Genomic DNA, 20,113 nt, shown 5'->3' on the forward strand with positions numbered 1-20,113 from the left:
ATTGATCGACGTGCGCAATGTAAAGAAGTTTCCTGCAGGGGCGGCCTCGCGCGCTCGCCTTGACTTCCCGTACCCCATCACATACTATCGGCCGCATGTCCCGTTCGGAGATCCGCAAAGCCGTCATCCCCGCCGCCGGCCTCGGCACGCGGTTCCTTCCGGCCACCAAAGCCTCGCCCAAGGAAATGTTGCCGCTCGTCGATAAACCGCTGATCCAGTACGTCGTCGAGGAGGCGGTCGCATCCGGCATTCAAGACATCATCGTGATCACCGGACGCGGCAAGCGTGCGATCGAAGACCACTTCGACCGCTCGTTCGAACTCGAAGAAAATCTGAAAGGGAGCGGCAAGGCTCAGGTGCTCAGCCAGATCCGACGCATTTCCAACCTGGCGAACTTCTGCTACGTCCGCCAGTCGGAGGCGCTGGGTTTGGGCCACGCCGTGCTGTGCGCGCAACATCTGATCGGCGACGAGCCCTTCGCCGTCATCCTGGGCGATGAGATCATCGACGCTCCGACGCCGGCGCTGGCTCAACTCATCCATGTCTACAAGAAGCGGAAAGGCGCCGTCTTGGGAGTGCAGGAAGTGCCCCGGAGCGAGGTCAGCCGCTACGGCATCATCGCGCCGCGGCGTCTGGCGCCCGGACTGCATCGCGTCGAGGACCTCGTCGAGAAGCCCGCGCCGGCCGACGCGCCGTCCCTCTACGCGGTGATCGGGCGCTATGTGCTGCCGCCCGAGATCTTCCCGATCCTGCGCAAAACGCAGCCGGGCAAGAACGGAGAGATCCAGCTCACCGACGCGCTGCGCCAATTGGCCAAGCAATCGCCCATGTTCGCCCATGAGGTGCAAGGGCAACGCCACGACGCCGGAGACAAATTGGGATTTCTCATTGCGACCGTCGAGTTCGCGCTCAAGAACCCGTCACTCGGACCTCCGTTTTCCGACTACCTCAAACGGTTGCGACTCCACGCCGGCGGGCCGCGTGCGTGAGCCGCGACCTCGCCGGATTTTGCGCAAGACGGCCCGGCGTCGGTTCCGGAACCGCGGCGATCTCCCGCGCGTCCGGCCCGGCGCGCATGGTATGATGCATCGGACCGGACAACGACTCGACCTCAAGGACTTCGCCCGATGAACGAACCGACCGAACAAGACCTTCAGAATCCCCAGAACATCGACATCCCCGACCAGTTGCCGCTGCTGCCGGTCCGGGACATCGTCGTCTTCCCTTATATGGTGTTGCCGCTGTTCGTCGGCCGCGAGATGTCCATCAAGGCCATCGAAGCCGCGCTGGCCGGCAATCGCATGATTTTCCTCGCCACGCAAAAAGCCCTCGACGTGGAAAATCCCAAACCGGACGACATCCACAGCGTCGGCACCGTCGGCATCATCATGCGGATGCTGAAGCTGCCCGACGAACGCATCAAGATCCTGGTGCAGGGCCTCGCCAAGGGAAAGGTCGAAGAATACATCCAAACGGAGCCCTACTATTCCGTCCGCATCTCCAAAGTCGCCGAAGCCAAGCCGCCGATGCCCTCGCTCGAAACCGAAGCGGTCATGCGCACGGTCAAGGAGCAGATCGAGCGAATCGTGAGCCTGGGCAAGGTGCTCATTCCCGACGTCATGGTCGTCATCGAGAACCTCGAGGACCCGGGCCGCTTGGCGGACATGGTGGTCTCCAACCTCGGCCTCAAGGTGGACATCACCCAGCGCGTCCTGGAGATCACGGACCCGATCCAACGGCTGCGGCAAGTCAGCGACATCCTCGGCCAGGAGATCGAGGTCCTGTCCATGCAGCAGAAGATCCAGGCCCAGGCCAAGGGCGAAATGGACAAGACCCAGCGCGAGTATTTCCTGCGCGAGCAGCTCAAGGCGATTCAGAAAGAACTGGGCGAGCTGGACGAGCGGGCCGAGGAGATCGCGGAGTTCCGCAAGCGCATCAAAGACGCCAAGATGCCGGAGAAGGTGTTGAAGGAGTGCGAGAAGCAGTTGAAGCGGCTCGAAAAGATGCATCCGGACACGGCGGAATCGGCGACGGTGCGGACGTACCTGGAATGGATGGTCGAGTTGCCGTGGAGCAAAAAATCCAAGGACAACCTCGACATCAAGGCGGCGGCCAAAGTCCTCAACGAGGACCACTACGATCTCGAGAAGGTCAAGGAGCGCATCCTCGAATACCTGGCCGTCCGCAAACTGAAAGACAAGATGAAGGGCCCGATTCTTTGCTTCGTCGGGCCTCCCGGCGTCGGCAAGACGTCGCTCGGTAAGTCCATCGCGCGGGCGTTGGGCCGCGAGTTCGTGCGGGTGAGCCTGGGCGGCGTGCGGGACGAGGCGGAAATCCGCGGGCATCGCCGGACGTACGTCGGCGCTCTGCCGGGCCGGATCATCCAGGGCATCAAACAGGCGGGCACGAACAATCCCGTCTTCATGATGGACGAGGTCGACAAAGTCGGGATGGATTTCCGCGGCGATCCCTCCGCGGCCCTGCTCGAAGTGCTGGATCCGGAGCAGAACCATGCCTTCACGGACCACTACCTGGGCGTGCCGTTCGACTTGAGCGAGGTGATGTTTATTACGACCGCGAACTTGATGGATCCCATCCTGCCGGCGCTGCGGGACCGGATGGAGATCATCGAGATTCCCGGCTACACCGAAGAGGAGAAGTTGGGCATCACGCAGAAGTACCTGATCCCCCGGCAACTCTCCGAGCACGGCATCACGGAGAAGCACATCCGGATCGCCGAGCCGGCCATCCGCCAGATCATCTCCCACTACACCAGGGAAGCCGGCGTCCGGAACTTGGAACGGGAAGTCGCCAACGTCATGCGGAAGGTGGCGAAAAAGGTCGCCGAGGGGAAGGGTCAATGTTACACGATCACACCGGCCAACCTCCACAAGTATCTCGGCGTCCCGAAATTCCTGCCCGAGTCTGAGTTGGACAAGGATGAAATCGGGGTGGCGACGGGGCTGGCTTGGACCGAATCCGGCGGCGACGTGCTCTACATCGAGGCGACGGTGATGAAAGGGAAGGGACAGCTCACGTTGACCGGCCATCTCGGCGACGTGATGAAGGAGTCGGCTCAGGCCGCGCTCAGCTACGTCCGCTCGCGCGAGAAATCGCTGGGCATCAACCCGGACATGTTCTCGAAGAACGATCTCCACATCCATGTGCCGGCCGGCGCCATCCCCAAAGACGGGCCGTCCGCCGGCATCACCATGGCCACCGCGATCGCCTCCGCCCTCGCGAACATTCCCGCCCGCCGTGACATCGCCATGACCGGTGAGATCACGTTGCGCGGACGCGTGCTGCCGATCGGCGGGCTCAAGGAGAAGATCCTGGCCGCCAAGCGGGCCAAGCTTTCCGCGGTCATCCTGCCCAAGCGCAACAAGAAGGACCTGGAAGAGATCCCCAAGCACTTGCTGAAAGGCATTCAGTTCATCTTTGCGGACACGATGGATGACGTGATCAAGGCGGCGTTGCGGCGGGACCACTCCGGTAAGCCGGCCGCGAACGCCAAGCCCGTCCAGCGGCGAGCCGGCCGGGAGAAATCCGACCGCGCCAAGACGCCGCGGGCGGCCCGAGCCGTCCGGCCCGCTTCACGAGCCCGCGTATCCGTGCCGCCGGCCTCGCCTTAACCCACATGCCGCCCGGCCCGTCGAGCCAACAGGCTCCGCTCCTCAGTGAGTTCGCGCTGATCCGCTCTCTGCGCCGGCGCTTCGGCCGGACCGGCCCCTCCGTCGTGCGCGGCATCGGCGAAGACGCGGCGATCATCAGGATGCCGGCGGGATCCCGGCTCCTCCTGACCACCGATCTGCTCGCCGAAGGCGTCCATTTCGACCTGGCGACGACCACGCTCGAAGATGTCGGATACCGGGCGGCTGTCGCCAATCTGAGCGACATCGCGGCCATGGGCGGCGTTCCCCGGCATCTCCTCGTGTCGCTCGCTATTCCTCCCAAGCGGACGGCCGCTGAGATCGACCGGCTGTACCGGGGATTCATGCGGGCCTGCCGCGGATACGGCGTGCAACTCGTCGGCGGCGATACCTCCGCGTCGCGGGACGGACTCTTCATCAACATCACGTTGACCGGCTCCGTGCGCCCCGACCGCGTGCTCACGCGAGCCGGGGCGCGGGTGGGCGACTTGATTTACGTCACGGGGACGCTCGGCGACTCGCAGGCCGGCCTGGCCCTGTTGCAGACCGGCGACCGCGCGCCGGCTTCGCTCCTCGACAAAGCGGCCGATCATGTTCGGCGGTTCCTGATCCGCCGTCACCTCCGTCCTTCAGCCCGCGTTCGGGAAGGCCGGCTGCTTGCCGAGCGGCGGCTGGCTTCCGCGGCGATCGACCTCTCGGACGGTTTGTCCGGCGACCTCGCTCACTTGTGCGAGGAAAGCCGCGTCGGCGCGGAACTCGATCTCCGCGCCATTCCTGTGTCGAGCGCATGCCGGTCATATGCCGACGCCCGTCGCCTGAACCCGGTGGACGTGGCCCTGAGCGGCGGGGAAGACTATGAGTTACTTTTCACCGTGCCGCCGGCCAACCGCCGCAAGGTGGAAGCTCTGGCGCATCGCGCGCGTTTTCGAGTGTCCTGTATCGGCTTGATCACCGCCCGCCGATCCGGGATTCGAGTCAAGCGGGATGATGGTTCCCGGCAACCGCTGACCGTCACGAGTTACGAACATTTTCGTCGCTGAGCCCATTCCATGATCAACGGGCAACTTTCGCGCATCCGGTCGGCCCTCAATCAAGTTCTTCACCTGCACGAACCGCCCCACCGGACGGCTCTGGCCTTCGCCATCGGGGTCTTCATCGCCTTCTCGCCGACCTACGGGCTTCACACCGTCATGGTGTTGTTCTGCACCTGGGCGTTCCGGCTGAACTTCCTGGCGCTCTTTGTCGGCGCCGGCATCAACAACCCGTGGACGCTGGTGCCGATTTTGGGCGCGACCTACTGGACAGGTGCCGTCCTGCTCGGCCTGCCGGATGGCCCGTCCTTCAATTGGAACGATCTCAGCTTCATGTCGATCTATCGGCAGGTCATGCCGTACGCCGTCCCGTTCTTTCTCGGAGGGACCGTGTTGAGCGTGCTGGGAGCCGCGATCGGCTACCCGATCGCCTACTATGTCATTTCGAAACATCGCCGCGCCCGCGCACCGCGGCGAGAGGAACCGTTGCCCCGCAGTCCCCAGGTCGGCTAAGATGAGCCCGGACCCTCGCCATGAAGTCCGCCGGTCGCTATCCCGCCAAGTTTCCCTATGATGGATCGGCGCTGATCGCCGACCCGATTCACGAGTACATCTCCTTCACAGTCCCCTACTCGACCCCGGATCCGGCGGAACGAACGGAGAAGGACCTGATCGATTCCCCCTGGGTCCAGCGACTCCGGTACATCTATCAACTGCAAAGCGCGCGTTGGGTCTATCCGTCGGCCGAGCACAGCCGGTTCGTCCACTCGCTGGGCACCATGCACGTCGCCGGCCGGTTCGCGAAACACCTCTACCCGTTCCTGCGCGAGGTCGCCAAAGATGCGCCGTCGGCCAACTATGTCGAAGAACTGCTCCGCATCACGGCCCTGGTCCACGACATCGGCCACGGGCCGTTCTGCCATTTCTTCGACGACAACTTCCTGAAGGCCTTCCACCTGACCCACGAGAAACTGGGGCAGATCATCATCCGGGACTATCTGGGCCCGATCATCCGCAAGATTCGCCGCAGTCCGTCCGGCCCGTTCGCCAAAGGCGAGGAACTGAACCCCGATCAGATCGCCCACCTGATTCTGAAGGACAAAGGCAAAGATTTCTCCCGGATGCCGCGCTGGCTGACCTTCCTCCAGCCGGTCATCTCCGGCAGCTACACTGCGGACAATCTGGACTATGTCCTCCGCGACTCCTACATGTGCGGCGTGGCGGTCGGGCCGGTCGATCTCAGCCGGCTCATCCACTACACGATCGTCACCGAGAAAGGCTTCACCATCCACAAGACCGGCCTACCGGCCCTCCAGATGTTCCTGAACACGCGGATGTACCTCTATTCTAACGTGTACTACCACCGGACCACCAGAGCGATCGACATCCACCTGCGCGACATCTTCGGCGAGACGATGCGGCTGATCTTCCCCGGCGATCCGCGCAAACGGATGGAGGACTACCTGACTCTGACCGATTGGTCCTTGCTGGAAGAGGTGCGTGAGTGGAGGAAATCCCGGCAGGCGCCACGCCGGCGACTCGGCGAAGAATGGGGACGGATCCTCGAACGCGACGTCAAGTGGAAGATGGCGTACAGCACGGTGTTGAAAGAGAAGGGGCAGGAGCGCGGCATGGATTTCCCGAGTCGCGAGCACTTCGAGCGGGTCATCCAGAAGGAACTGCCGGCCAAGCTGCAGAAAATCCCGTTCCGGGTCGATATGGCGCCGTTGGACCCGCGACCCGACCCGAAAGACACGCGCGGCATCCCGCTCTACGTATACGATCCGGGCACACGCTTGGTGTCCACCGAACCGCTGGAGGAGTTTCTGGACCTCCTGCCCACCCGCCTCGTGCAATTCCGCATTTACACCCCCTCCCATGAGCACGATGCGGCTCTCTCCCAAGCCGCGGGGACTGTCCTCAATAAAGCCCCGTCGAGCATCGAGACGAATGTGTGAAGATCTGTCGTAAGAGTCTATCTCGGCTGATGAGCGAAGAAAGATGGCCGGGCTGATCGCTTCCACTCACACCCATTGCACGAAGCCCGACTGGACAATGGGTACCCGGCCGTGTTGGTCCGCCGTAAGCCTCTGCTCCACTTGGCTGCGCAACTCGTTCCGTTCTGATCTTCGCTCGAATGGAGCTTCGAAACGTGCTCGCCGTTCTGCATCCGTTGCCCTTCCTCGTTTGCCAGTTGTAAGCCCTTGCGAGACATCCGCCGCGGTGATAGGCTGGGCGACCGAGGGCGCAATGGGAGTGTTCTCCGTACATATCCGTGTCGCGAATCCTGCGGATCAAACTCGCTGGCGCGAGCTTGAGTTGATCGTGGACACCGGCGCCACCCTGACTAAACTTCCCGGCGAGCTGTTGCAGGAGCTTCGCATTGCACCCCAGTTCTCCGTTCCCGCTGTCACGTCCGAGAATCGAACGGTCACGCGCCAGGTCGGCCAAGCCTGGGTCAGTCTTGATGGACGAGCGGGAATTGTACCGGTGGCTTATGGCGATCGTGGCGAACCCATCTTACTGGGAGCCACCACCTTGGAAATCCTTGGATTCACTGTCGACCCGATTGAGCAGAAACTCGTGCCCCGTCCCCTCCGCGAAAAATAATCAGAGACAGCCATTTTTCCACTGCTCATCCGTTGCGCTCACCTGCCGAGCTTGGCCATGCTGAAAAGGGGCGGGAGTCTTTTATCGGCTGTCGTAGCCTTCACGCTTTGTAGGCATAACTACAATTGGGCATGGCGTGATTCACCACGGCTGAACGCCGCCTCCCTCCGAGACCCAATAGACCGCGATCTTCTGCCGGGCGCAGAAGGCCTGAAGCCCATCCATGCGCTCACGGTAGTTGCGAGTGTCGGGCAAAGCGACCGCGACGTCGTCGCGGTTTTGGGGATTCTCTGTCTGCTTGATCGCGTTGAACAGCGCGTACGAGACATTGCGCCAGGCGCGATCCCATTGGTTGGCTGCCTCAGTCTCACCCTTGCACTCCACGACGAGGCGCTTACCTGGTTTCGAGTTAAGGGCTTCAACATCAAAGCCCCTTCGCATGCCTAGGCGCGGCGGCGCGACATCGAAATCGCCGTGCTTGAGCCATGTCGCGATCGCGTTCTTCACCTGGTCTTCCGTGATCGGCATCGCGAGCCTCCTATTCGAACAAGGGGTGAGTATGAAGCCCACAGGGACGGTCAGCAGCGTGAAAATGACGCTCAAAAGGCCACGGGATGATTCTGCATGACATTCCTCCTCTGTGGAGCCTAACGCTCCGCATGAACGGCCGAGCAGTAGCGAGGTTCGGCGCCACCTAGTGGCGCGAATTCGATGCGGTTGTTGGGCTGTCGTCTACTCATGAACAATAGAGTCCAAAGAGAAGACATCTCCGCTCTCGCGTACCCAGTACTCTCTGCCACGGCGGATGGTCATGTCTGGCACAGGCACAAGCGCTCTTGGATTGTGAATCAGGATGAAGTCGTCGCCCAACCGACGCGCCGGATTACCCGCATCTACATGCGAATAGAGAACCGCACTTAGGCGCCGATAACGGTCCTGAAAGAATACGTCCGTTTCGATTTCGGCGCCTTTCTTTCGCTCCACCGCGCGGCGATACTGATAGCTCGTTTCCGTGGGGACGCTAGGGTCACGATGGAAGGTGACTTGCATGTCGCCGATAGGAAGAACAGCCCGTATGATTCGCGGAACCTCTCTCTAACCGTGCGTGCGGTATCTGACAACCGTTTACCGCGACAATCCATGCGGAGTCGTTCGAAACGATCCCCTGGGCGGTGTACTTATCGAAGGCTCTAACCTTCGTCTCGATCGCGTGCCGTAGTCGCATGATGACCTCGTCGTCCGGAACACGTGTTGCCACCGGGGCACCAAAGTTGTAATCAGGTACGCGGTCAGGATTCTCATCAGAGCCCTGTGTGGGGCAAATGGCTTCGACCCAGATCGTTGTTTCTCCTAGGGACAGAAGGACGTCCGGCCCCGGTTTCGGGCAGGACACCGGGAGGCCAAGATCGAGTAAGGCGCACGTGAGGTACATCTCCCAGAAGCGCTCGTCGAAAGCGCTCTGGATCTCCGTACGGAAGTGCCGGTCAGCATAGGGTCGATACGTTCGCCAGAGGCCCTCAGTCAGCTCCCGGGCAGCCATGGCAGGTTCAGATTCGCCGACACGAATATTGACGTAAGCCGGATCAGAGGCATCTGCGTCGGAGATGAAGAGTGGCTCAGTCATGAACCAGCCTAACACTGAAGCTCAGCCGTGCCCTGTCTTTGCGCGTCGGCTGCAGCGTTAGGTTAGGCAGTCACACGGACAGTGTCGTGCAGGAACTCGTGGGCAAAGTCCGCTCCGTTCGGCCAGACCAGGGTGTGAAACTCGGGATCCACACGAAACCGTTTGAACTGTTCGAGATCCCTGAGCGGCTCAAACACTGGTCCTGTGAGTTCGGGTCCTAAATCGATTTCCCCCTCGGTTCCATCACGAAATTTCAACTTGACGACATAGCCTGATACGTACCGAGCTTCTATGACGTGGTAGTCCATGGCTTTCTCCTACTCCAGCGGCGGAATCCTCTTCAAGGGGTGGTGCTGCCGAGCAAGCTCCCAGTTTTCCAGCAGTTCACTTTTGCGAAGCTCATGCCGCTCTCGGACCAGCGCCAGCGCACGCCTGGGAAGCTGGCCTGGGGGAACAAAAGGGGGCAGACCTCCGCGCGCGGGACGCGACCGCTGCACGCCGAGGTTCGGCGCGTCGTCACTTGCACCCGCCCCAGCCCTGGATCGTCGTGAACGTTCTGCGCTCCCCCACCAGACCAAAGCTCACCTGATAATAGAAGGGCGGCACATACAGCGGGCTAGGCCGATCGGCGTAGAACACGAGCGTCTCCCGGTTGCCGTCTCGCTCGCGCCGAACGAGGACCTTCTCGATAAAGGTGGTCATCAAGCGTTCCGGGAACCAGCGGAGCCCAGCGACTACCTCCCGCTCCGGCGTGCCCTTCCGGAGCACCGCGTCAAGCTCGATTCGGCGCGGTGGATTGCAACCCCGGGCGAACCAGGCATCGGCCTGCGCCAGCGTTTCGCGGACTGGCAGCCGGGTGCCGGTGACTGGGTGGACGAAACTCCAGTCATCGAGCCGCGCGGTATCGTCGAGCCAGACCTTCAGCATCACCGCGGGGATATCCAGACCATGAGCCCCTGCACGGATCGGATACCACCAGTCCACCGAGACTCGACTCTCGGCGGTAAATGGCGGCTGCCCGAGGCGCCCTTCGACCTCCTCCGGGGTGCTCGTGGCGGTGATCCAGCCCACGTCCAGCCGCATCCGATCGACCTCCGGCAGGGGAGCGACGCTACGGTCAGTGCACGTGCCAGTTACGGAGGCGACGGCGACTACTAGCGGTATGACGACCAGCGCAACGCCCCGAACGGCCCTCAAGGTCGGGCCCTCCCGAAGCCCATATCCTACGCCAAATTTATCGCTCATCAGCCGAACTATTAAGTCTGCTGCAGGCTACCCGCGCAGCATAGCATGGGAACCTCAGCGCTCCACTGGAAGGCAAGTCTACTGAACAATCAAACGCTTCTTCAAGATTTCATCCTGCTTCGCCCACCGGGATAGACTGCGAATCCCGCAGACATAGAAACAGGGACAGGCTACTTTTCGCGAGCAGTTGTATCAACTCGGAGTCGGCGGGAAAGGATGGGAAAGGACACCAAGACGGTCGGGAAGGGGCTTCCGCGATGATGACGCTGTTGTCGTAGCGAGGACGGCGCCTCGCTCGTTTAGTAAAAAACATGCCTGGAATGCCCCATGTTTGTCGAGGCGCTTTGTACGTGGACATGGTGGTGAGCGTGAGTTGACGCTTACATGCGAGCCAACACTTCTCGGACCTTGCCCGCCAAGGTTCTGGACGTAAAGGGTTTCTGAAGAAAGTTCACGTCCGACGAGATCACCCCTCGAGGCCCCAGCACATCATCCGGGTAGCCCGACATATAAAGCACCCTGATCTCTGGTCGAAGCGACTTGACGTGCCGGCCCAGCTCCGGACCGTGCATCCCGGGCATGATCACGTCGCTGAGCAGCAGATGGAGCGGGCCTCGATAGGTGTCGAGGATCTGCAACGCCTCAAGGCCGTTGGCGGCTTCAAGCACGCGATAACCATGGCGTTCCAGAGACTCACGCGCAATCGCTCTGATCGTCGCTTCGTCTTCCACGAGGAGGACGGTTTCCGTGCCTCGGTCTGGAACGGCAGCCAGTTGGTCTCTTGCAGGCGTTTCCTGTGCCGTCTTGCTCGATTGTGGAAAATAGATCTTGAAGGTCGTCCCTTGACCGAGCGCGGTCTCCACCGCCACGTAGCCCTTGTTCTGTTTCACGATCCCGTACACTGTCGAAAGACCCAATCCAGTGCCCTTTCCGGGTCGTTTGGTGGTGAAAAAGGGCTCGAAGAGACGGACTTGGGTCTCGGAATCCATTCCCATTCCGGTGTCTTGTATCGACAGCATGACATGCGGGCCGACCTGACTCCCGGGGTGACTTTGAGCGAACGCCGCATCCATGAGGACATTGGCGGTCGCAATGGTGAGTACGCCGCCCTGCGGCATAGCGTCCTGCGCATTAAGAACGAGGTTCATAATAAGTTGATGCAATTGAGCGGGGTCCATTTGCACCTGCTGAAGATCCGGAGTGAGGTCCAGTCGCAATTCGATGTGTTCCCCTATCACCCGCCTGAGCATCTCGGCCATCTCTGTGACAACCGTGTTCAAATCGATGACGACGGGTTGAATGGTCTGTCGCCTACTGAAGGTGAGAAGACGACGAGTCAAAGCTGTAGCCCGCTCCCCCGCGCGTCGAATCTGGACGATTTTCGCCAGACGGGGATCGTCCGGATCGAACTCTATTTCCAAATCATCAGCGTATCCGTTGATGACCGTGAGAAGATTATTAAAGTCATGGGCGATGCCGCCTGCCAATTGACCGATGCCTTCCATTTTCTGCATGTGGCGAAGCTGTGCTTCCAATGCGCTTTCACGCTGGTGGCGGCGGTAACTATCATAAAGGGCCCCGACGGCCTGAGTCAGGAGCTCAAGCTGGGACAACTCCGTCCCCGTATATCCACCGGGCCGGTTGGCGACTCCGATCAGCCCCACGACTTCCGAGCCTCGCAACGTGGGCACGCCCAGGAAATGACGGAGAGGCGGATGACCGGGCGGAAGCCCGCCGGCCCGAGGATCGGCAGCCGGATCATTGGCAAGCACAGGCTGACCGCTTGTGATGGCCAAGCCAAACAAATTATCAAAGCGGGTGAATTCCAAATACCCGACCGCTTGATACGCGCGCAGAGCCGTCTCATAGAATTCCCTGTTGACGGTCTGATCCCAGACGATCCCTTCGTGGGCAAGGATCCGTAACACCGGACCCTCCACAACGACCCCTATAAATCCGTACTCACTGGCGGTCTGTTCCAACACCACGCGCAGGAGGCAGGCGCTCGCCTCTCGCCAGTTTCCACTGCCGAGAAAGGTCAGCATAGTCCTATGGATCGCTTCCAGTTGTGTGGTTTTACTCTGAAGCGCCTCCTCTGCTTGCCGATGCGCCGCTTCCGCTCGTTCGAGTTGGCGACAACGTTCACGCAAGCGAGTCAGTTCCTCGATCAACGCTTCTCTTGTTAACTCGTCATCGACCATGGGCCTCCCTCTGAAGTTGAAGCGACCGGCAGCTTGTTGCCGTACAATTGCCGACTCTTGAGTAGAATGAGTTCTTTTCCAACCATCGGAGCATACGTTATCTCGTTCGTGAAATCGAGAGGGAGGGGTTGCGAGCGCTTCCGCCGAGCGGCTTCTGAGGCCGCGAAACAGGGACAGGCTACTTTTTGTAAGTAGTTGTGTCAACTCGGTATCGACTGGAAAGTATTTTCATGCACTCCACAAAAGGGTTGGTGGGGCCTGCGTCGCGAATTGTGCGGATTCACCCGTTGCTCTACGCGATGCAACGGGTGCCCGGCTCCGTACTTGCCGAGTAAATGCTGTCCGCTCAAGCGGACGCCGAGGACTGTTCGCAGTTCCATTCGAGCCGGGGACCCGTTGCGTTCAAATTTGCGACGGGTGGACGGAATGGAACAAGTTCCGCAGGCGAGCAGATAGGAGGCTTAGTACGGTTGCCCCGGAGCACTGAGCAGCACGGAACCCGCCAGCCTTTTTGGTTATTCTTTCGCCGGAACGGCTACGGAGGCGGGTGTCGCTTCGGGAGCGGCGCCGTTGCGGGGGAACGGGAGATCGAGGAGGGCGTAGGGATTGACCCGCGCGCCGTTGAGCTTGACGCCCCAATGGAGATGCGGTCCGGTCGCGCGGCCGGTGGCGCCGACCTTCCCGATCACCTGGCCGGCTCTTACCAGATCGCCGTCACGCACGAGCACTTCCGAGAGGTGGAAGTACATGGAATACAGCCCCAGTCCATGATCGAGAAAGATGCCCTTGCCGGAAAAGAAATGATCGACCGTAAGGCGAACGACCCCGTCATTGCTTGCCACGACCTCCGTGCCCAGCGGCGCGCCGATGTCTTCGCCGTTGTGCGGACTGCGCGGTTGCCCGTTGAGCACCCGCACGCTGCCGAACACCCCGGTCTTCGATCCCCGCACCGGCTCAATGAAAGAGGCCTGCCACAGCCGGAGCCGGGAATCCTGGGCCAACGCGGTTCGAATCTGCTCCTGCTCGGCCTTCCAGCGGGCCAAGGCCTTTTCATCCAGGTCCACCTTGTCCTTGGGCAACTTCAGATACTCGACCGAGAATTTTTCCTTGATGACCAGGACGTTGTAGCTTAATCGGCGCGCCTGCTCGCCGGATCGAACCTCCACCGCCAGTTCATGCGTCCCCGGTTCATCCTGCATGTCGATGCCCAGCAATCCCACATAACCGGGAGGCTCGCCCGGCCGCGGTTCGAGGAAGAAGGGAACGCGGCGCCCGAGGAACGTTCCTTCCACGTCGGTGATTCCTTCTCCCGCAGGCACCTTCACGACGATGACTTGCCCCTGCTTACCGCTGTACTGGCCGTCCGATCCTTTCTGCGGCGCGGGCGTGTTCGGCAACAACTCCACCGGAAACACGCTGGCCAGCAGGATAATAGAGGTCACGGCCAGGCGGTCGGCCCGCGACATGCCTTTCGCATGTTGCCGTGACGTATCGGTAGTCATCGATAGAACCGCAATCCGGCGACTTGCGAAACCAGTTCTTCCACACGGCGGTTCACCGCGCTGAAGGGGTCCATGCAGAGGATCGTTTCTTCCCAGTAGCCGTTCAGCTTCAGGTAGGTCCAGTCCACCGTGTAGGACCGATTCTTGGCCCGCGCAAAGCGGATGAAGTCCCCGCGCACTTTGGCGCGGGTCGTCTGGGGCGGCACGGACATGGCCCGCTGGACTGACTCTTCGTCCACGACCCGCTCGATCATGCCGCGCGACTCCATCAGATAGTACAACCCGCGCGTGCGCTTCACATCGTGGTACTGCAGGTCCATCAGAAACACGCGGGGATCGTCCCAGCCGCACCCCCTCTTGTCCACGTAGGATTGAATGAGGAGCTTCTTGCTCACCCAATCCACCTCGCGGGTCAACTGCATCGGGTCTTCTTCCAATCGATCCAGCACGTTGCCCCAGCGGGCCAACACGTCGTCCATGGTCGCGTCGTGCGATTGTTCCTTCAGGTAATCGTGCGCTCGCTCCCAATAGACCCGCTGGATTTCCACGGCGGTCATCTGCCGTCCGTCGTCCAGCTTGACCTTTTTCTTGAGCGTCGGATCGCGCGAGATTTCCCGGATCGCCTTGACCGGGTCTTCCAATTCCATGCCGCTCACCGCATAGCCGTCCTCCACCATCGACAGCACCAGCGCCGCGGTGCCCACCTTCAGGTAGGTCGTATATTCGGACATGTTGGAATCGCCGACGATGATGTGCAACCGGCGATACTTTTCGGCGTCCGCATGCGGTTCATCGCGCGTGTTGATGATGCTGCGAGACGAGGTCGTCGATGACGAGGTCTTCTCATGGATATGCTGCGCGCGCTGGGAGATGAAGAACTGGGGCTTGCCGGACACCTTGAGCACCTTGCCGGCGCCCGAGTAGATCTGGCGCGTGACGAAAAACGGGATCAACTGCTCGGTGACCTTCCAGAAATCGACGTCGCGCCGCATCAGGTAATTTTCATGGCAACCGTAGGTGTTGCCGAGCGAGTCGGTGTTGTTTTTGAAAATGTAGATTTCCCCGGACAGGCCCTCCTCTCTCAGCCGTTCCTCCGCCGCCGGGAGACAGGCTTCCAGCAGCCGTTCCCCTGCCTTGTCGTGCACCACCAGGTCCAGGATGTTGTCGCATTCGGGGGTGGAGTACTCGGGATGGCAGCCGGTGTCCTGGTAGAAGCGGGCGCCGTTCACCAGAAAGGCGTTGGAGGGCCAGCTGTTGGGAATAAGGCCCTCGAAGATATAGCCGAGGACCTTTTCCATCGGAAGATAGATCCGGCCGTTCGGCGAGAAAATCAGCCCGTATTCGTTCTCGAGACCGAAGATCCGTTGTCTCATGGCCGCCGCCCTGTCGGAACCCTCGCACACAGGATACACTGGCGGTCGGCCTTCTTCAACAGAAGGCGCTCATCGGGCCATCCGGGGAAGGCTCGTCAGGCGGAGATCAGTTGGCGGATTTCGGACGACGGGATGCGGCGGAATTTGCGGCCCTGGCGGGTACGGTCCAAGACGGCGACTTCCAGCCCTTCCGGCATGAACTTCTGGTTGGCCCCGTGTTCGAGCGCCGCGACACACAGGGAGAGGGCCGCCTTGAGCGTCGGCACCCGGGCGGGAAACCGCTCTTTCAGGAAATTCTGTAGCGCCTCCGCCCGTCCTCCGATGACGGCGTAGTTGTGTTCGTCGAAGATGCTGCCGTCGAACGAGATGCGGTAGATTTCGTTCGGACTCTCGGCCGCGCCGACCTGCACGACGAGGATTTCCACTTCCAACGGCTTCAACTCCTGGCTGAAGATCGTTCCCAAGCTCTGCGAATAGCCGTTGGCGAGGGAGCGGGCCGTGACGTCCTCCCGGCTGTACATGTAGCCCTTGAGGTCCGCGTGACGAATGCCCGCCTTCCGCAGGTTTTCGAACTCGCTGTATTTGCCGGCGCCGGCGAAGGCGATGCTGTCGTAGACTTCGGACACCTTGTGCAGCGACGCGCTCGGATTGTCGGCCGCCAGCAACACCCCATCGACATATTCCATCGCGATGATCGACCGGCCTTTGGCGATGCCCTTCTTGGCATACTCCGCCTTGTCCTGCATCATCTGTTCGGGCGAGACGTAGTACGGTAGCGGCACGGCTACACTCCACGATTTGCGATCAACTCGTCGTACAGGCCCCGAATCCTCTGCTCCGGCACGTCGGCGATGCCCGCGGCGCTGACGGTCTTGACCGTCGGGAAAATCCCCCGGATGAGATCCGGCCCGCCGGTTCCCACGTCTTCATCCGCCGCGTTGTACAGGGCCAGGAGCGCCAGCTTGATGGCTTCGTCCTCGGAGAGGTTCTTGCGAAAATGCTCCCGCATCGTGTTGCGCGCATCCTTGCCGCCCGAGCCGACGGCGTGATAGTCGGATTCTTCATATCGCCCGCCGGTAATGTCGTACTTGAAGATCCGCCCCTCCTCCCTGGCGAAGTCGTAGCCGGCGTAGAGCGGCACCACGACGAGGCCCTGGAACACCATCGGCAGGTTGGCCTTGACCATCTGCCCCAGCTTGTTGGCCTTGCCTTCGCACGAGAGGGGGACGCCCTCCAACTTCTCGTAATGTTCCAGCTCGGTCTGAAACAGCTTGGCCATCTCGATGCACGGACCGGCGGCGCCCGCGATGGCCATGGCGCTGTGTTCGTCGATCCGGAAGACTTTTTCGATGCGGCGGTCCGCGATCTGAAATCCCTCGGTGGCCCGCCGATCCCCGGCCATGACGACGCCCTCCCGGTACTTGAGCGCCAGCACCGTCGTGCCCTGAGGGACGGGCAGTGCGGGGCCGCCGCCCGATGACTCGGGCGCCCGCTCTGTCGCCCGACTACGGCCGTAGATACCGGAGGCGAACTCCGGCCGCTGTTTCATCAACAGGTCGAAGAAACTGGAGTTATCGTGGTCAGGGAAAAACGGCAGGTTCATCGCGACGAACGACGCTCACTCTTGTCGGGATCGGCGGACAGGGGCCGTGGCAACGGCTTCGTCCGGATCATCACGCGGTCAACTTGGCCAGGAGAGACTCCGCCGACCCGCAGCTTTCCAGCAATTCGTACGTCAGAGACTCCGTGCCGCGCAACGGATCCATCAAGGGGATCTTTTTGATGGTCGTGTTGCCGACGTCGAAAAGGACCGACGTCCAACTCGCCCCGTAGACGGCCCTGGCATACTTGGTCACGCAGCGGCCCCGGAAGTAGGCTCTCGTCCCGGTCGGCGGGGTCGACTCCGCTTTGACGATCTCGCTGTCCGGCACCAACCGATCGATCATGTTGCTGCGCTCGAGCGTGTAGTACAGACCCTTCTCCCGGCGGATGTCGTGATACTGGAGATCCATGAGACGCACGCGGGGGTCATCCCAGCCGCAACCCTTCCGCTCCATGTAGGAACGGATCATCTGCCGTTTGGCCACCCAGTCCAGTTCACGGACGAGCAGCATAGGATCGCGCTCCAGCTTATCCAGGACTTCTTCCCAGCGCACGAGGATGTCCTTGGTCACCTGGGACAGCTCATGACAGGCGAAAAAGTCCATCGCGGCCTTCAGATAGATCCGTTGGATGCCGATCGCCGAGGTCACCCGGCCGTCGGCCAGTTTCAAGGGTTCTTTCATGTCCAGATCGCGCGAGACTTGCTTGACGGCCTGAACCGGGTCATCGAGTTCCATCGTCGGCAGCTCGGCCCCTCCTTCGATCAGATCCAGCACGATCGCCGTGGTCCCGACCTTCAGGTAGGTCGGGAGTTCGGCCATGTTGGCGTCGCCGACAATGACGTGTAGGCGGCGATACTTGGCCGGATCGGCGTGCGGTTCGTCCCGGGTATTGATGATCGGGCGCTTGACCATCGTATTGAGATCGACCAGACATTCGAAGAAATCGGCCCGTTGAGAGATCTGATACTCCGCCGGCGCGGTCTGATTCTCGGCGCCGACCTTGCCGGAACCCGCGAAGATTTGTCTGGTGACGAGAAACGGGGTCAACACCCGGACGATCCGATCGAACGGCACCGACCGCGACAGCAGATAGTTCTCATGGTACCCGTAACTGTTTCCTTTGCCGTCGGAGTTGTTTTTGTAGAGGACGAACTGCTCCTTGCCGCGCGCCTGCGCCATCTCCCGCAGACATTGCTCCATGATGCGTTCGCCCACCCGTTCGAACGCGACCAGTTCCCGGGGATTGGTACACTCGGGTGTGGAATACTCGGGATGCGCGCCGTCCACATACAGGCGGCCGCCGTTGGCGAGCACCTTGTTCAACTGGCGGTTGTAATCCGGGCTGGGCCGCTCGCGCTCGCCCTCGACCTCGAAGCCCCGAACGTCGAGCAGCGGATTCTCGTTCTCGTAATCCCAAATCGCCTGGGGCGCGGGTAGCGAGGGATAATGGCCGATCAGATGGAGTGAATTGGAAACGGGGTCGAGTGCATTCGCATCCCTGGCGGCGATCCCGAATTCTGTTTCTGTACCCAGAACGCGCGGCAAAATCGTCTTTCCTGATCCCTGCATGGAGTCAAGCAGAACTCAGAGGTAGTGCCCCGTGCTGATGGTTTCAATTTGCCGGGACTCCGCGGGACCTCCGCTGATAGTCCGGACATGGACGATCTTTTCGCCTTTCTTGCCGGCGATCTTGGCCCAATCGTCGGGGTTGGTCGTGTTGGGAAGATCCTCGTGTTCCTTGAACTCTTCGCGGATCGCCCGTATGAGATCCTCCGACCGGATTCCCCTTCCCTCCTGAGCGATGGCCCGCTTCACCGCGTACTTCTTGGCTCGGGAGACGATCCCCTCGATCAGGGCGCCGCTCGCAAAGTCCTTGAAATAGAGAATTTCTTTCTCGCCGTTGGCATAAGTCACTTCGATGAATTTGTTCTCTTCGGATGTGGCGTACATCGCGTCCACCGTCGTACCGATCAACGATTCCACGAGCGCACGGGCGTCGCCGCCGTGACGCTGTAACTCGTCCTGGTCGAACGGCAGATCGGGAGTGACATACTTCGAAAAGATGTCGCGGGCGGCCGTGGCGTCAGGGCGCGAGACCTTCACCTTCACATCCAACCGGCCGGCGCGCAGGACCGCCGGATCGATGAGATCCTGCCGGTTGCTGGCTCCGATCACGATGACGTTGCGCAGCCGCTCCACGCCGTCGATTTCGGAGAGGAACTGCGGCACGATCGTCGATTCGACATCCGACGAGATGCCGGTGCCGCGGGTGCGGAACAGCGCGTCCATTTCATCGAAGAAGACGATGACCGGGTGACCTTCCGAGGCCCGTTCCTTCGCCTTCTTAAACACCTCCCGGACCTGCCGCTCCGACTCGCCGACGTACTTGTTCAGCAGCTCCGGTCCCTTCACATGCAGGAAGTAGCTGCGGATCTGCTTGCCGGTGAGGTGTCCCAGTTTCTTGGCGATGGAGTTCGCGACCGCTTTCGCGATGAGCGTCTTGCCGCACCCGGGAGGCCCGTAGAGCAGCACCCCCTTCGGCGCGCTGAGCTTGTATTCGGCGAACAACTGCGGGTGCAAGAACGGCAACTCGACCGCGTCCCGAACCTGTTCAATTTCCTTCTGGAGCCCGCCGATGTGGCTGTAGTCCACATCCGGCACTTCCTCCAGCACCAACTCCTCCGCCTCGGACTTGGGGAGTTTCTCGATCACATACCCGGAGCGCGGGTCATAGAGCAGATGATCGCCGACGCTGAGCCGTTCGTTCGTGAGCGGATCGCCCAGCTCCGCGACTTTCTCCTCGTCGAAATGCAGCGTGACGAGCGCACGGTTGCCCTCGATGACGTCCTTTAGCCGCACCACTTCCCCCTGGCCGTCGAACCCGCGTGCTTCGATGACGTTCAGCGCTTCGTTCAGGATCACTTCCTGCCCTTTGCGCAACTCCTTGCTCTTGATCGACGGATGAATGCTGACCTTCATCTTCCGGCCGGACACGTACACGTTTGCCGTGCCGTCTTTGTTCACGCTCGAGAAGATGGCGTAGGTGGAGGGCGGCGCGGTGAGTTTGTCCACTTCGGCCCGCAACGCTTCGATCTGAGCCTTCGCTTCCTGCAGCGTGGCGGCCAGTTTTTCATTTTGCCTGGTGGCTTGCTCGAGTTGATAACGGGACTGATAGAGGCGGCGCAGCTCCTCCTCCATCGACTGGATCTGGACGCGGAGTTTTTCGACTTCGCGAAGGTGCTCGTCGTTCTTATGCATGGCCTCCAAATCTCC

Annotated in this window: 16 protein-coding genes; 6 read left to right on the forward strand and 10 right to left on the reverse strand. The window is 61.1% G+C overall.

What is annotated here, in order from left to right; all coding sequences use genetic code 11:
• Nucleotides 1–95: 95 nt before the first annotated feature.
• The 6 genes from galU (at nucleotide 96) to AB1555_14105 (ending at nucleotide 7,291) form a co-directional block, all read left to right on the forward strand.
• Nucleotides 96–989, forward strand: coding sequence for a UTP--glucose-1-phosphate uridylyltransferase GalU (galU, locus tag AB1555_14080; GenBank protein MEW6247822.1), 894 nt, complete (start codon nucleotides 96–98; stop codon nucleotides 987–989).
• Between the two features lie 138 nt (nucleotides 990–1,127).
• The gene (gene lon / locus AB1555_14085) at nucleotides 1,128–3,632 is read left to right on the forward strand and encodes an endopeptidase La (protein ID MEW6247823.1); all 2,505 of its coding nucleotides are present in this window, start codon (nucleotides 1,128–1,130) and stop codon (nucleotides 3,630–3,632) included.
• A 5-nt stretch (nucleotides 3,633–3,637) separates the two neighbouring features.
• Nucleotides 3,638–4,690 carry a thiamine-phosphate kinase gene (gene thiL, locus AB1555_14090; GenBank protein ID MEW6247824.1) on the forward strand — a complete coding sequence of 351 codons (1,053 nt, stop codon included), beginning with the start codon at nucleotides 3,638–3,640 and terminating at the stop codon, nucleotides 4,688–4,690.
• 9 nt (nucleotides 4,691–4,699) lie between these two features.
• Nucleotides 4,700–5,194 carry a DUF2062 domain-containing protein gene (locus AB1555_14095; protein ID MEW6247825.1) on the forward strand — a complete coding sequence of 165 codons (495 nt, stop codon included), beginning with the start codon at nucleotides 4,700–4,702 and terminating at the stop codon, nucleotides 5,192–5,194.
• A gap of 20 nt (nucleotides 5,195–5,214) precedes the next feature.
• Nucleotides 5,215–6,639: an HD domain-containing protein gene (locus AB1555_14100; protein MEW6247826.1), complete on the forward strand. Its 1,425-nt coding sequence runs from the start codon at nucleotides 5,215–5,217 to the stop codon at nucleotides 6,637–6,639.
• Between the two features lie 292 nt (nucleotides 6,640–6,931).
• A complete protein-coding gene (locus tag AB1555_14105; protein ID MEW6247827.1) occupies nucleotides 6,932–7,291 on the forward strand; it encodes an aspartyl protease family protein in 360 nt (119 codons plus the stop codon).
• Between the two features lie 141 nt (nucleotides 7,292–7,432).
• Here the strand turns inward: AB1555_14105 and AB1555_14110 are convergent, their stop codons facing one another.
• From AB1555_14110 to arc, 10 genes are all read right to left on the reverse strand, one after another.
• Complete coding sequence (locus AB1555_14110; GenBank protein MEW6247828.1) at nucleotides 7,433–7,819, reverse strand: hypothetical protein; 387 nt, start codon at nucleotides 7,817–7,819, stop codon at nucleotides 7,433–7,435.
• A gap of 1,158 nt (nucleotides 7,820–8,977) precedes the next feature.
• Nucleotides 8,978–9,223, reverse strand: a complete 246-nt coding sequence (locus tag AB1555_14115; protein ID MEW6247829.1) for a DUF2442 domain-containing protein — start codon at nucleotides 9,221–9,223, stop codon at nucleotides 8,978–8,980.
• Between the two features lie 208 nt (nucleotides 9,224–9,431).
• Complete coding sequence (locus AB1555_14120) at nucleotides 9,432–9,998, reverse strand: hypothetical protein (GenBank protein MEW6247830.1); 567 nt, start codon at nucleotides 9,996–9,998, stop codon at nucleotides 9,432–9,434.
• Nucleotides 9,999–10,540: 542 nt separating this feature from the next.
• Nucleotides 10,541–12,361, reverse strand: coding sequence for an ATP-binding protein (locus tag AB1555_14125; GenBank protein ID MEW6247831.1), 1,821 nt, complete (start codon nucleotides 12,359–12,361; stop codon nucleotides 10,541–10,543).
• A gap of 515 nt (nucleotides 12,362–12,876) precedes the next feature.
• On the reverse strand, nucleotides 12,877–13,827 hold the full coding sequence (locus AB1555_14130) for a M23 family metallopeptidase (protein MEW6247832.1): 951 nt from the start codon (nucleotides 13,825–13,827) through the stop codon (nucleotides 12,877–12,879).
• Between the two features lie 32 nt (nucleotides 13,828–13,859).
• Nucleotides 13,860–15,236, reverse strand: a complete 1,377-nt coding sequence (pafA, locus tag AB1555_14135; GenBank protein ID MEW6247833.1) for a Pup--protein ligase — start codon at nucleotides 15,234–15,236, stop codon at nucleotides 13,860–13,862.
• A gap of 95 nt (nucleotides 15,237–15,331) precedes the next feature.
• Entirely contained in the window at nucleotides 15,332–16,018 is a 687-nt protein-coding gene (prcA, locus tag AB1555_14140; GenBank protein MEW6247834.1) for a proteasome subunit alpha, read from the reverse strand.
• A 2-nt stretch (nucleotides 16,019–16,020) separates the two neighbouring features.
• Nucleotides 16,021–16,839 carry a proteasome subunit beta gene (gene prcB, locus AB1555_14145; GenBank protein MEW6247835.1) on the reverse strand — a complete coding sequence of 273 codons (819 nt, stop codon included), beginning with the start codon at nucleotides 16,837–16,839 and terminating at the stop codon, nucleotides 16,021–16,023.
• 70 nt (nucleotides 16,840–16,909) lie between these two features.
• Nucleotides 16,910–18,385 (reverse strand): depupylase/deamidase Dop, encoded by a 1,476-nt coding sequence (gene dop, locus AB1555_14150; GenBank protein ID MEW6247836.1) that lies wholly within the window; start codon nucleotides 18,383–18,385, stop codon nucleotides 16,910–16,912.
• Nucleotides 18,386–18,424: 39 nt separating this feature from the next.
• Nucleotides 18,425–20,098, reverse strand: coding sequence for a proteasome ATPase (gene arc / locus AB1555_14155; protein ID MEW6247837.1), 1,674 nt, complete (start codon nucleotides 20,096–20,098; stop codon nucleotides 18,425–18,427).
• Between the last annotated feature and the right edge of the window lie 15 nt (nucleotides 20,099–20,113).

The organism is Nitrospirota bacterium (assembly GCA_040755395.1).
In the GTDB taxonomy this organism is placed as follows: domain Bacteria; phylum Nitrospirota; class Nitrospiria; order Nitrospirales; family Nitrospiraceae; genus DATLZU01.

What these genes read in the sequence shown, in the direction of transcription:
- galU (MEW6247822.1), top strand. Translation starts at nt 96, where the DNA reads ATGTCCCGTTCGGAGATCCGCAAAGCCGTCATCCCCGCCGCCGGCCTC.
- lon (MEW6247823.1), top strand. Translation starts at nt 1,128, where the DNA reads ATGAACGAACCGACCGAACAAGACCTTCAGAATCCCCAGAACATCGAC.
- thiL (MEW6247824.1), top strand. Translation starts at nt 3,638, where the DNA reads ATGCCGCCCGGCCCGTCGAGCCAACAGGCTCCGCTCCTCAGTGAGTTC.
- AB1555_14095 (MEW6247825.1), top strand. Translation starts at nt 4,700, where the DNA reads ATGATCAACGGGCAACTTTCGCGCATCCGGTCGGCCCTCAATCAAGTT.
- AB1555_14100 (MEW6247826.1), top strand. Translation starts at nt 5,215, where the DNA reads ATGAAGTCCGCCGGTCGCTATCCCGCCAAGTTTCCCTATGATGGATCG.
- AB1555_14105 (MEW6247827.1), top strand. Translation starts at nt 6,932, where the DNA reads ATGGGAGTGTTCTCCGTACATATCCGTGTCGCGAATCCTGCGGATCAA.
- AB1555_14110 (MEW6247828.1), bottom strand. Translation starts at nt 7,819, where the DNA reads ATGCCGATCACGGAAGACCAGGTGAAGAACGCGATCGCGACATGGCTC.
- AB1555_14115 (MEW6247829.1), bottom strand. Translation starts at nt 9,223, where the DNA reads ATGGACTACCACGTCATAGAAGCTCGGTACGTATCAGGCTATGTCGTC.
- AB1555_14120 (MEW6247830.1), bottom strand. Translation starts at nt 9,998, where the DNA reads ATGCGGCTGGACGTGGGCTGGATCACCGCCACGAGCACCCCGGAGGAG.
- AB1555_14125 (MEW6247831.1), bottom strand. Translation starts at nt 12,361, where the DNA reads ATGGTCGATGACGAGTTAACAAGAGAAGCGTTGATCGAGGAACTGACT.
- AB1555_14130 (MEW6247832.1), bottom strand. Translation starts at nt 13,827, where the DNA reads ATGTCGCGGGCCGACCGCCTGGCCGTGACCTCTATTATCCTGCTGGCC.
- pafA (MEW6247833.1), bottom strand. Translation starts at nt 15,236, where the DNA reads ATGAGACAACGGATCTTCGGTCTCGAGAACGAATACGGGCTGATTTTC.
- prcB (MEW6247835.1), bottom strand. Translation starts at nt 16,839, where the DNA reads ATGAACCTGCCGTTTTTCCCTGACCACGATAACTCCAGTTTCTTCGAC.
- arc (MEW6247837.1), bottom strand. Translation starts at nt 20,098, where the DNA reads ATGCATAAGAACGACGAGCACCTTCGCGAAGTCGAAAAACTCCGCGTC.